General features: G+C 76.6%; 10 protein-coding genes. 5 read left to right on the forward strand and 5 right to left on the reverse strand.

Going from position 1 to position 11,496, the window contains the following annotated elements; genetic code table 11:
- Positions 1–108: 108 nt before the first annotated feature.
- Positions 109–1,842 carry a flavin monoamine oxidase family protein gene (locus ACRYM6_RS22625; RefSeq protein ID WP_432545145.1) on the reverse strand — a complete coding sequence of 578 codons (1,734 nt, stop codon included), beginning with the start codon at positions 1,840–1,842 and terminating at the stop codon, positions 109–111.
- A gap of 1 nt (position 1,843) precedes the next feature.
- Positions 1,844–2,809, reverse strand: a complete 966-nt coding sequence (gene speB, locus ACRYM6_RS22630) for an agmatinase (RefSeq protein ID WP_432545146.1) — start codon at positions 2,807–2,809, stop codon at positions 1,844–1,846.
- Between the two features lie 131 nt (positions 2,810–2,940).
- Here speB and ACRYM6_RS22635 point away from each other — a divergent pair, with 131 nt between their 5' ends.
- The 4 genes from ACRYM6_RS22635 (at position 2,941) to ACRYM6_RS22650 (ending at position 7,619) form a co-directional block, all read left to right on the forward strand.
- Positions 2,941–3,567, forward strand: a complete 627-nt coding sequence (locus ACRYM6_RS22635; protein ID WP_432545147.1) for a helix-turn-helix domain-containing protein — start codon at positions 2,941–2,943, stop codon at positions 3,565–3,567.
- 94 nt (positions 3,568–3,661) lie between these two features.
- Entirely contained in the window at positions 3,662–5,086 is a 1,425-nt protein-coding gene (locus ACRYM6_RS22640; RefSeq protein ID WP_432545154.1) for an amino acid permease, read from the forward strand.
- Positions 5,083–5,835: a nitrilase-related carbon-nitrogen hydrolase gene (locus ACRYM6_RS22645; RefSeq protein ID WP_432545148.1), complete on the forward strand. Its 753-nt coding sequence runs from the start codon at positions 5,083–5,085 to the stop codon at positions 5,833–5,835. The genes ACRYM6_RS22640 and ACRYM6_RS22645 overlap by 4 nt, the downstream gene beginning before the upstream one ends.
- A 23-nt stretch (positions 5,836–5,858) precedes the next feature.
- A complete protein-coding gene (locus tag ACRYM6_RS22650; protein ID WP_432545149.1) occupies positions 5,859–7,619 on the forward strand; it encodes a proline--tRNA ligase in 1,761 nt (586 codons plus the stop codon).
- Here the strand turns inward: ACRYM6_RS22650 and ACRYM6_RS22655 are convergent.
- Positions 7,588–8,412 carry a tryptophan-rich sensory protein gene (locus tag ACRYM6_RS22655; protein ID WP_432545150.1) on the reverse strand — a complete coding sequence of 275 codons (825 nt, stop codon included), beginning with the start codon at positions 8,410–8,412 and terminating at the stop codon, positions 7,588–7,590. The two genes, ACRYM6_RS22650 and ACRYM6_RS22655, sit on opposite strands and share 32 nt — an antisense overlap.
- A 107-nt stretch (positions 8,413–8,519) precedes the next feature.
- Between ACRYM6_RS22655 and ACRYM6_RS22660 the strand changes: the two genes are divergently transcribed.
- Positions 8,520–9,884 (forward strand): diguanylate cyclase domain-containing protein, encoded by a 1,365-nt coding sequence (locus ACRYM6_RS22660; RefSeq protein WP_432545151.1) that lies wholly within the window; start codon positions 8,520–8,522, stop codon positions 9,882–9,884.
- On the opposite strand, the gene ACRYM6_RS22665 is transcribed toward ACRYM6_RS22660, so the two are convergent.
- Together ACRYM6_RS22665 and ACRYM6_RS22670 are read right to left on the reverse strand one after the other, a co-directional pair.
- Entirely contained in the window at positions 9,881–10,765 is an 885-nt protein-coding gene (locus ACRYM6_RS22665) for an endonuclease/exonuclease/phosphatase family protein (RefSeq protein WP_432545152.1), read from the reverse strand. The two genes, ACRYM6_RS22660 and ACRYM6_RS22665, sit on opposite strands and share 4 nt — an antisense overlap.
- Positions 10,766–10,802: 37 nt before the next feature.
- Positions 10,803–11,348 carry a DUF4439 domain-containing protein gene (locus tag ACRYM6_RS22670; RefSeq protein WP_432545153.1) on the reverse strand — a complete coding sequence of 182 codons (546 nt, stop codon included), beginning with the start codon at positions 11,346–11,348 and terminating at the stop codon, positions 10,803–10,805.
- Between the last annotated feature and the right edge of the window lie 148 nt (positions 11,349–11,496).

The raw sequence follows: 11,496 nt of genomic DNA on the forward strand, positions 1-11,496 counted from the left end.
CGCCCGTCCCGGTCAGCCGGCGCAAACCACGAGATATACACCGCCCCCCCCGCGGGGGGGCGGGGCCCCGGGGCGGGCCCCGCGGGCCGGGCCCCTGCGCGGGGACGCTCAGGGCAGCCGCAGCGGCTGCAGCTCCTCGAACCGGTCGCCGGGCCCGGGGTTGCCGGGGGCGCTGGCCCCGCCGAGCTGGTGCACCACGCCCCACACCGCGTTCAGCCCCGTGGTGACCGCGCCCTCGGCCCAGCCGGGGGTGAAGGAGATGTCGTCCCCGGCCAGGAAGATGCCGCGCTGGTGGGCGGGCAGGTCGTCCTGGACGAAGTGGGAGAACAGCCGCTGCTGGTAGCGGTAGTGACCGGGCAGGTTGCCCCGGAACGCGCCCATGAAGTGCGGTTCGCGCTCCCAGGACACGGTGATGGGCTCACCCAGGACGTGCGAGGCGATGTCGACGTCGGGGTAGATCTGCCTGAGGTTGTGCAGCATGAGCCGCACCCGCTCGTCGGTGTCCAGCGCCAGCCACTTCAGCGCGTCGTCGTTCCAGGTGTAGCTGAGGCAGATGACGGCGGGGGAGTCGGCCGCGGCGGGGTCGTGCAGCCCCTCGCCGCCGTCGAGGAGGTAGGTGCCGCGGGTCATGCGGTCGGTGAGGGTGGTGCTCATGACGTGCCGGCCGGTGGCGGGGTCGACGTCGCGCCAGAACGGGCGGTCCACGAGCACGAACGTCTTGGAGGACTGCATGTAGTGCGAGCGCTCCATCGCCATCCACAGGTCGTGGCTGAACAGCGACTCCTGCGTGTCGATGCCCGCCGACAGCAGCCAGGACTGGCAGGTGACGACGACGGCCTCGTAGGAGCGCTCGGTGCCCCAGCGGTCCAGGACGTGCAGGTCCCCGTCCTCGCCGCGGCGCACGCGGGTCACGGCCGGTCGCGGGGAGCCGCCATGCAGGGACCGCAGGCTGGTTCCGGCCGGCCAGTGGGCCAGGGTGGCGGGTGCGTGCTCCCACAGGCCCAGCGGGACGCTCTGGGCCCCGCCGGTGATGCGGTGGTGCTGGTCGTCGGCGTCGGTGTGGACGACCCGCAGGATCTCCAGCACGGAGTTGGGGAAGTCGGTGTCCCAGCCGCCGGTGCCGAAGCCGACCTGGCCGAAGGTCTCGCGGTAGGCGTACGGCAGCGCCGCGAACGCGGGCGACTTCGCGACGAACCCGTAGAACGTCTCCTCGTCCAGGCGGGGGACGGTGCGGTTCCAGATCTCCTTGATCGCGGGCAGGTCGCGGCGGCGGATGGCGTCCTGCATCGCCTCCAGCTCCGCGCCCTCGACCAGGGCCCGGCGCCACGCGGCGGCGACCTCGGCGAACTCGGCGGGGAGGTCGGCGGCGGTCTCGGCGTAGTGGGCGCGGTTGCGCAGCTCGATGACGGTGCTGGGGGTCTGCGGGGCCAGCGGGTTCGGGAACGGGCTGGTGCGCAGGCCGAGCTGGTCGACGTAGTGGAAGAACGCGCGGCCGGAGGCGGGGAACCGCATGCCGCCGAGGTCGGCGACGGCGCCGGGGACCCCGGGGAAGGCCGCCGAGCGCAGCCGGCCGCCGATCTCGCCGGCCTCGTAGACCACCGGGCGCAGCCCCAGCTTCATGAGCTCGTGCGCGGCGACCAGGCCGGACACGCCGGCCCCGATCACGGCGACCTCGGTGCCGTGCCGGTCGGCGGGCACCGAGCCCAGGCCGGCGGGATGGGCCAGGTAGTCGTCGTAGGGGAAGGGGAAGTCCGGCACCAGCATCGTCAGCGGCGGGCCGGGTTCGGCGGTGGGGGCACCGGGCAGCTCGTCCTCGGTGGTCGTCCCCGTGGGCAGGGTCATCTCAGCTCCCGGTCCGGGTGGCGGCGAGCACCGACAGCAGCTCGTACGTGACGTGCGCGGCGGCGATGCCGGTGATCTCGGCGTGGTCGTAGGCGGGGGCGACCTCGACGACGTCGGCGCCGACGACGTTCAGCCCGGTCAGCCCGCGCAGGGTGCCCAGCAGTTCCCGGCTGGTCAGGCCCCCCGCCTCGGGGGTGCCGGTGCCGGGGGCGGCGGCGGGGTCGAGGACGTCGATGTCGACCGAGACGTACACGGGCCCGTCGCCCAGGCGGCGGCGCACCCGGTCCACCGCGCGCGCCACGCCGTCGGTCTCGTAGTCGTCGGCGCGCACGACCTGGAAGCCGAGGACGGCGTCGTCCTCGAGGTCCTGCGCGTCGTAGAGCGGGCCGCGGGTGCCGACGTGCAGGCAGCGCTCCAGGTCCAGCAGACCCTCCTCGGAGGCGCGGCGGAAGAGCGTGCCGTGGGTGTACGGGGCGCCGAAGTAGGTGTCCCAGGTGTCCAGGTGGGCATCGAAGTGCAGGACGGCGAGCCTGCCGTGCTGCTTGGCCAGGGCGCGCAGCGCGGGCAGGGCCAGGGTGTGGTCCCCGCCGAGGGCCATGACGGTGGCGCCGTCCTCGGTCAGGCGCGTCAGCGCCGTCTCGGTCTCGCGCAGCGCCTCGCCGATGTCGAAGGGGTTCAGGCCCAGGTCGCCGGCGTCGGCGACCTGCTGGGCGGCGAAGGGGGAGACGCGCAGGGCGGGGTTGTAGGGGCGCAGCAGCTTGGAGGAGGCTCGGATGTGCCCGGGGCCGAAGCGGGCCCCGGGCCGGTAGCTGACGCCGGAGTCGAAGGGCAGGCCCACGACGGCGACGTCGGCGCGCGAGACCTCGTCCAGGCGCGGCAGGCGCGCGAAGGTGGTGGGGCCGCCGTAGCGGGGGACGCGGGTGGCGTCGACCGGACCCTGCGGCGGAGGGGTGCTGGGGGACGGCATGCCTCCACAGTGGCGCGTCGCCGCCACACCGGTCAACCCTTGTTTACCGATGGGGTCGAGGGGTTTTCAGAACGCCCCCGCAGTGCCAGACTGCGGCGGCGCGGCACCGGCCGCGCGGGACGGGAGGCGTGGTGCGGGAGACGGGACCGGGTCCGGGCGACCCGGGGGGTGCGGCGCACATCGGGGCCCGGCTGCGCGCCGCCCGCCTCGCCCAGCGCCGCACGGTCGCCGAGGTCGCCCAGGCCAGCGGGCTGACCAAGGGCTTCCTGTCCCGCCTCGAGCGCGACCGGGCCACCGCCTCCGTCGCCGCCCTGGTGCGCCTGTGCGCCACCCTCGACCTGGCCGTCGGCAGCCTCTTCGCCCCGGCCCCGGCCGGGGAGGTCGTCCGCGCCGGGCACTACCCGCCCATCACCTTCGGCGGGCACGGGCTGCGCGAGTCCCTGCTCACCCCCGCCGGCGAACGGCGCGTGGCCGTCATCGTCAGCGAGCTCACCCCCGGCGGGGGGTCGGGGGCCGAGCCCTACGCCCTGGACGCCGACGTCGAGTTCGCCCTCGTCCTCGCCGGCGAGGTCGAGCTGCGCTTCGTCCCCGGCGCCGACCCCGCCGACCCCGCCGAGGTCGTCGTGCTCGGGCCCGGGGACGCGTTCACCTTCGACCCCGCCCGCCCCCACAGCTTCCGCGCCGCCGGCGACGGCCCCGCCCGGGTGCTGTGGGTCGTCAGCCCCGCCCTGTCCGACCCGCCGCGCCGCGGCGCCTAGACGAACGAACCGGACCGCCCCGACCGACCCGGACCGACCCGGACGAAGGAGTCCCGTGGACCGCACCACCCCGCCGCAGGGCCTGCGCGCCCAGATGCTGCGCACCAAGCCCGTCGACCAGATCGTCACCGAGGCCGGGCACGGCACCGGGGGGACCGGGGGCGCCAGGATGCGCCGCTCCCTGGGCCTGTGGCAGCTGACCGCCCTGAGCATCGGCGCCAGCCTGGGCACCGGCATCTTCGTCGTGCTCGGGGAGTCCGTGCCGCTGGCCGGCCCCGCCGTCGTCGTCAGCTTCGTCCTGGCCGGCGTCACCGCCCTGCTCTCGGCGCTGTCGTACGCCGAGATGGCCGGGGCCGTGCCCGTCGCCGGGTCCAGCTACTCCTACGTCTACGCCACCGTCGGGGAGTTCGCCGGGTGGCTGTGCGGGTGGTGCCTGCTGCTGGAGTACGGCGTCTCCGTGGCCGCCGTCGCCGTCGGCTGGGGTCAGTACGTCGCCGACGTCGTGCACGCCGTCACCGGCCTGCTCCTGCCCGCCTGGACCGTCCAGCCCCCCGGCTCCGGCGGGGTCCTCAACCTGCCCGCCGCGCTCGTCGTGGCCGGTGCCGCGCTGCTGCTGGTGCGCGGGGCCCAGGAGAGCGCCGCCGTCAACGCCGCCATGGTCGTGGTCAAGCTCGTCGTGCTCGCGCTGTTCTGCGCCGTCGCCCTCACCGCCTTCCGCGCCGGCAACCTCACCCCCTTCGCGCCGCTGGGCGTCGCCGGGGCCACCGCGGCCGCGTCCCGGCTCTTCTTCTCCTACATCGGCTTCGACGCCGCCAGCACCGCCGGGGAGGAGGCGCGCGACCCCCGCCGGGACCTGCCGCGCGCCATCGTCCTGTCCCTGGTCGTCATCACCGCCATCTACTGCCTGGTGGCCCTGGCCGCCGTCGGGGCGCGGGAGTGGACCTGGTTCGACGGGGTCGAGGTCGCCCTCGTCGACATCCTGCGCGAGGTCACCGGGCAGACCTGGGTGGGCGTGCTGTTCTCCCTGGGGGCGCTCGTCTCCATCGCCAGCGTCGTGCTGACCGTCCTCTACGGGCAGACCCGCATCCTGTTCAGCATGGCCCGCGACGGCCTCGCCCCGGCCGTCTTCGGCCGCCTGGACCGCCGCGGCGTGCCCGTGCTGAACACCGTGATCGTCGGCGGCGCCGTCGCCGTGCTCGCCGCCCTCGTCCCCCTCGGCGCGCTCGCCGACGCCACCAGCATCGGCTCGCTGGCCGCCTTCGCCCTCGTCAACGTCTCCGTCGTCGTCCTGCGCCGCGCCCGCCCGGACCTCCCGCGCACCTTCCGCGTCCCGCTGTTCCCGTTCACCCCGCTGCTGGGGGCCGCGATGTGCGTGCTCCTGGCCCTCAACCTCGGCACCGGCACCTGGATCGCCTTCGGCGCCTGGACCCTGGTGGGCGTGGCCGTCTACCTCGCCCACGGCCGCCACCGCTCCCGGCTGGAACGGCCCGCCGGAGCCGGGACGGAGCGGGCGCGGTGAGGCTCGCCGTCGCGCAGCGGGCCGCGACCGCCGACGTGGCGGGCAACCTCGCCGTCCTGGAGCGGGCGGCCGCCGGGGCCGCCCGCGCCGGGGCCGACCTGCTCCTGACCCCCGAGCTGTTCACCACCGGCTACGACCCCGGCCGGGTGCACGCCGACCCGGCGGTGCTGCCCCGCGTCGCCGACCTCGCCCGGCGCCACGGCGTCGCGCTCGTCGTCAGCGAGCCGCACGAGGGGGCCATCACCGCCGTCGTCGTCGACCGCGACGGCACCGTGCGGGGGCGCTACGTCAAGACCCACCTCTACGGCGACGCCGAGCGCGCCGCCTTCCGCCCCGGCGACGGCACCCCGCTGCTCGTCGACGTCGCCGGGCTGCGCGTCGGCGTCCTCGTCTGCTTCGACGTCGAGTTCCCCGAGACCGTGCGCGGCCTGGCCCTGGCCGGGGCCGACGTCGTCGTGGTGCCCACCGCGATCTGCGACGCGAGCGTCGCCCGGGTCCTGCTGCCCGCGCGCGCCTACGAGAACCGCGTGGCGCTCGCCTACGCCAACCACCACGGCCCGGCCCCCGACGGGCAGACCTTCAGCGGCGGGTCCCTCGTCGTCGGGCCGGACGGGCGGGTGCTGGCCGCCGCCGGCGCCGACGCCGACGCGCTGCTCGTCGTCGACGTCGACGCGCAGGACCTGCACCGCGCCCGGGAGGTCGTGGACTACCTGCCGCTGCGGCGGGTGGAGACGTACCGGATCCGGTGAGGGGGCGCCGGTACCCTGGCCCGGTGCTGATGCGGATGTCGACCCTGTTCCTGCGGACCCTGCGGGAGGACCCGGTCGAAGCCGAGGTCGACAGCCACAAGCTCCTCGTGCGCGCGGGCTACATCCGCCGCGCCGCGCCGGGGATCTACACGTGGCTGCCGCTGGGGCTGAAGGTGCTGCGCAAGGTCGAGCAGGTCGTGCGCGAGGAGATGGACGCCGCGGGCGCGCAGGAGGTCCACTTCCCGGCGCTGCTGCCCCGCGAGCCCTACGAGGCGACGAACCGCTGGAGCGACTACGGCGACGGCATCTTCAAGCTGAAGGACCGCAAGGGCGCCGACTACCTGCTCGCGCCCACCCACGAGGAGATGTTCACGCTCCTGGTCAAGGACCTGTACTCCTCGTACAAGGACCTGCCGCTGTCGATCTACCAGATCCAGACGAAGTACCGCGACGAGGCCCGTCCGCGCGCGGGCATCATCCGCGGCCGCGAGTTCACCATGAAGGACTCCTACAGCTTCGACGTCGACGACGCGGGGCTGGAGAAGTCCTACGAGCTGCACCGGCAGGCCTACGTCCGCATCTTCGAGCGGCTGGGCCTGGAGTTCGTCATCGTCTCGGCCGTGTCGGGGGCGATGGGCGGCTCGCGCAGCGAGGAGTTCCTGCACCCCACGCCCATCGGGGAGGACACCTTCGTCCGTTCCCCCGGCGGGTACGCCGCCAACGCCGAGGCCGTCACGACGCTGGCGCCCGCGCCGATCCCCTTCGACGGGCTGCCCGCCGCGCACGTCGAGGACACCCCCGGCACCCCGACGATCGAGACCCTCGTCGCGGTCTCCAACGAGAAGCACCCCCGCGCGGACCGCCCGTGGACCGCGGCGGACACCCTGAAGAACGTCCTCGTCGTGCTGCGCCACCCCGACGGCACCCGCGAGCCGCTGGCCGTCGGCGTGCCCGGCGACCGCGAGGTCGACCCCAAGCGCCTGGAGGCCGCGGTGTCCCCGGCCGAGGTCGAGGCCTTCGAGGCCGCCGACTTCGCGAAGCACCCGGCCCTGGTGAAGGGCTACATCGGTCCCGGCGTCCTGGGGACGGAGGGCGCCAGCGGCATCCGCTACCTCGTCGACCCCCGCGTCGTCGACGGCACCGCGTGGGTCACCGGCGCCGACGCCGAGGGCAAGCACGTCTTCGACCTCGTCGCCGGGCGCGACTTCACCCCCGACGGGTTCGTCGAGGCCGCCGAGGTCAAGGCCGGTGACCCCGCCCCCGACGGCTCCGGTCCGCTGGAGCTGGCCCGCGGCATCGAGATCGCCCACATCTTCGCCCTGGGCCGCCGCTTCGCGCAGGCCCTGGACCTGAAGGTGCTGGACGAGAACGGCAAGCAGGTCGTGGTCACGATGGGCTCCTACGGCGTGGGCGTCACCCGCGCCCTGGCCTGCGTGGCCGAGGGCAACCACGACGACAAGGGCCTGGTGTGGCCGCGCGAGCTCGCGCCCGCCGACGTCCACGTCGTCGCCACCGGCAAGGACGCCGCGGTCTTCGAGACCGCCGAGCGCCTCGCCGGTGAGCTCGTCGCCCAAGGCGTGGAGGTCCTCTACGACGACCGCCCCAAGGTCTCGCCCGGGGTGAAGTTCAAGGACGCCGAGCTCGTGGGCGTCCCGACGATCCTCGTCGTCGGCAAGGGCCTGGCCGAGGGCACCGTCGAGCTGAAGGACCGCCGCAGCGGCGCGTCCGAGCAGGTGCCGGTGCAGGACGCCGTCAGCCGCGTGCTCGGCGCCGTCCGCGGCTGAGGACCCGCGCGGTCACGGTGGCCCCCGCGACCACCGTGGCCGCGACCCCCGCGGCGACGGCCACCGTCGTCGACGGGTTCGCCTCGGCGCCCGCGCGCGCCGCGGACACCCAGCCCAGGCCCCAGGCCAGCCCCGCGCCGAAGGCCAGCCGGCCGCGGGAGCGGACGGCCGTGAACACCCCGACCGCCGCCGCGACCCCGAGCACGCCGACGGCCCAGGCGGGCTCGGCCGCGGTGACCCCGCCGGCGCGCAACGCCGCCGCGGCGTTGGCGACGGTCGCGATGGACACCCAGCCCAGGTAGAGCCCGATCGTGCCGTCGACGAGCACCGCCTCGACGCGCGAGGCCGGGCGCCGCTCCAGCAGCAGCGCGAACGTGCGGACCAGGACGACGAGCAGCACGGCGATGACGGCGACGGACAGCCACACGCCGCCGGCCTGCACGGTGCCGATCCAGACGGCGTTGAGCAGCAGCGAGGCCGCCGTCCACCAGCCCGTCGCGCGCTGGCGGGCGTCCTCCCGGTGCGCCGGCAGCGCCTGCCACGCGGCCAGCCCGACCAGGCCGGTGTAGACCACCGACCAGATCGCGAACGCCGGCCCGGCGGGGGCGACGAGCGTGGCGTCGGCGGCCAGGGCGCCCCCGGCGGCCGCGGCGACGGGCGTCCCGCCGAACGCCCCCGACCCCACGGCCGCTCCCGCGATCCCGAGGACCGCGCTGGCCACCACCACCGCCTGCCGCGTCGTGTCGCGGGCACCGGTGCGGGTACCGGTGGTGGGCAGCGCGTCGCCGTTCATGCCCCGATGGTGGTGGCTGCGCGGGCGGGGCGCAGCCCGGGCGGTGTGACCGGTTCCCGGTCCCCGACCGGTCCAGCCGCCGCCCTGGCCGGCCGATACCCAGCAGCGTGAACGCTGCCCCCGCGCCGGTCCCGGCGCCGGCCGACCCCGGGACCCGCCTCGTGCGGGAGCTCCTCGACGTCGTGTCGGGCGAGCGGGTCGGGCTCGAGGCGGTGCTCGCCCGGGTGGCGGCGCTGGTGTCGCCGGTCTGCGCGGGCCCCGTCGCGGCCCGCGTCGAGCCGCCGGACGGCGTGGACGGCGTGGACGGCGACGGGCTGGTGCTGCCGCTGCGGCTGTTCGGGGAGGACCTGGGCCGGCTGACCCTGTCGGGGGTGCGGCCCGGTGAGCTCTGCGCCGACGCCGTCCGCACCGTGGCCCACGTGGTCGCGGTGGTCGTCAAGGCGTCGGCGAACCGCCGCGAGCGCGACCTCGACGCGGCCGCCGCGCAGGCGGTCCGGCGGCTGTTCGAGGAGGGCACCCGGGCGGCGAGCGTGCGGGCCGCGGGGGAGGTGCTGGCCCGGGTCACCGCCGAGGCCATGGCGGCCGAGCGGGTCGCGGTGCACCTGACCGACGGCGAGGGCCACGTCCACGACGTCCTCGGCGTGGGCGTGCCCGCCGAGGTCACCCGGGTGCTTCGGGGCCTGCTCGTGGGCACCCGCGCGTCGGACTCCCCGGTGTGGCGGCGGACCCAGCGCGAGGGCGGGCCGGTGCTGGCCGACGACACCCGCGCCGACCCCGGCCGGCCCGGCGGGTTCATCGACACCATGCGGCTGCGCTCCTACGCGGCGATCCCGCTGCTGTCCTCGGCCGGCACGGTGGGGATGGTCGTCTGCGGCGACGTCAGCCGTGCCCGGGTCTGGACCGAGCGCGAACGGCGGGTGGCGCAGCAGCTGGCGATGCAGGGGACCCTCGTCGTGGACAGCGCCCGCCTGCGCCAGGCCGAGCGGGCGCACCTGGAGGAGCTGCGGCACCGGGCCGACCACGACCCGCTCACCGGCCTGGCGAACCGCCGGCGGCTGCAGCGCGAGGTCGAGCAGGCGCTGCCCGCGCGGTGCGGCGCCCTGCTCCTGCTGGACCTCGACGGCTTCAAGGCCGTCAACGACGGCTTCGGCCACCACGTGGGGGACGAGCTGCTGCGCGAGGTGGCCCGCCGCCTGCGGCAGGGGGTCCCGGCCGGCGCCCTGCCGGCCCGGCTGGGCGGCGACGAGTTCGCCGTCCTCGTCCCGCGGGCCACCCCCGCGCAGGCCGAGGACCTGGCCGGGAGGCTGGAGGCCGCGCTGCGCCGCCCGGTGACCCTGGAGGACGCGGTGGTCGTCGGCGTGGGCGTCAGCATCGGGGTCGCCCCGCTCGGTGCGCCGGGGTGCGACGCGGCCGGGGTGCTGCGCCGCGCCGACGCGGCGATGTACGCGGTGAAGCGGCGGGGGCGGGCCTAGGGCTCGAGGTCCACCACGACGGCGGCGTGGTCGCTGGCCCACACCCCGTCGACCGGGTCGACCGCGACGCGCCGGACGTCGCGCACCGACCCCTCGCCGGTGAACGGCGCCAGGCCGACCAGGACGTGGTCGATGCGGGCGCTGGGCTGGTGGATGCGCGCCACGAAGGGGTTGCGCCGGTCCCAGGTGAAGCCGGGGTCCGCCGGGTCGGCGAAGCGCCAGGAGTCGACGAGCACGAAGCCCTCGGCCGGCCCGGCGGTCAGGTAGCCGTGGCACAGCCGCAGCTCGTCGGACTCGGCGACGGCGTTGAAGTCCCCGGTCAGGACGGGCGGGTAGTGGTCCCCGCGCCGCCGGCCGCGCGCGACGAACGGCACCAGCTCGCGGACCTGGGCGACCCGCACGGCGGACTCGGCGGGGGAGGAGTTCAGGTGGGTCGTCGTGAACGGCAGGGGCCGCCGCGGCGCGTCGACGAGCACCTGCAGCGCCGTCCGGCCCTCGTCCTCGTGCCCGCCGCCGGGCAGGTCGAGGACCTCGGTGGACAGCAGCGGCCAGCGGCTCAGGACGGCGTTGCCGAACTGCAGGGAGTCCACCAGCGCGGGGTCCTCGCCGTGGTGCAGCAGCCGCCGCCGCCAGCGCTCGGGCGCGGGGGAGGGCGACCACGCGACGTGCATGCCCAGCTCGGCGGCGAGCTGGTGCGCGAGGTTGTCCTCGGCGTCGGCCCAGACCTCCTGCAACCCGACGACGTCGGGGGCCTGCTCGCGCAGCACCGCCAGGATCGCCTCGCGGCGGGCCCGCCAGTCCCCGAAGCGCCACCAGACGTTCCACGTCATGACGCGCAGCGGCGGTCCGGCCGGCTCGGGGGTGTCGGGTGTGGTGCTCATCGCCCGGGCAGTCTCCCAGGGCGCCCCGCCCGCGGGGTCAGGGGGTGGGGGCGGGCGCGGGGGAGCCGTCCTCGGCGAGGCCGGGCAGGCCCGGGAAGGCCGCGACCGTCGAACCCCACCGCCGCGCGGCCCGCGCCGCGGTCACCGCGGCGGCGGCGCCCAGCGCGCGGTCGGCGGTGGGCCCGGCGGCCACGGCGGCGTACAGCGTCGTCAGCCGCTCCTGCACCGAGGCCGCCAGCGCCAGCGCCGCCTCGGCGGTGGGGGCGTCGACGTCGTAGCCGGGGGCGGAGCGGACGGGCGTGGCGCCGGCCGCGGTGATCCGGTCGACGAGGTCGTCGCGGGCGACGCGGTGGGCGGCGAGGTCCGCGGCGGCCTCGCCGCGCCGCGGCTCGGCCAGGCGCCCGACGACGAGGCCGAAGCCGAAGACGGCGGCGTGCTCGCCGGCCAGCGCCGCCTGCAGGGCGCCGGTGGCGGACTCGTCGGCCGGCCCGGTGGCGGGCGGTGGGGCGGTGGCCGGCGCGACCGGCAGCCCGACCGGTCCGGCGGCCGAGCCCGTGGCCGTCGCCACGGCGTCGGCGAGCACCGCCCGGGAGGCGGCCAGGGAGGCGAGCAGGCGGGCCAGGCCCCCCGAGACCGCACCGGGGGGGGGGGGGGGGGGGGGGGGGGGGGGGGGGGGGGGGGGGGGGGGGGGGGGGGGGGGGGGGGGGGGGGGGGGGGGGGGGGGGGGGGGG

The organism is Kineococcus rugosus (assembly GCF_050871975.1).
GTDB lineage: Bacteria > Actinomycetota > Actinomycetes > Actinomycetales > Kineococcaceae > Kineococcus.

Excerpts from the sequence above, each read along its gene's own strand:
- ACRYM6_RS22625 (WP_432545145.1), bottom strand. The coding sequence starts at position 1,842 with ATGACCCTGCCCACGGGGACGACCACCGAGGACGAGCTGCCCGGTGCC.
- ACRYM6_RS22640 (WP_432545154.1), top strand. The coding sequence starts at position 3,662 with ATGCTGCGCACCAAGCCCGTCGACCAGATCGTCACCGAGGCCGGGCAC.
- speB (WP_432545146.1), bottom strand. The coding sequence starts at position 2,809 with ATGCCGTCCCCCAGCACCCCTCCGCCGCAGGGTCCGGTCGACGCCACC.
- ACRYM6_RS22665 (WP_432545152.1), bottom strand. The coding sequence starts at position 10,765 with ATGAGCACCACACCCGACACCCCCGAGCCGGCCGGACCGCCGCTGCGC.
- ACRYM6_RS22655 (WP_432545150.1), bottom strand. The coding sequence starts at position 8,412 with ATGAACGGCGACGCGCTGCCCACCACCGGTACCCGCACCGGTGCCCGC.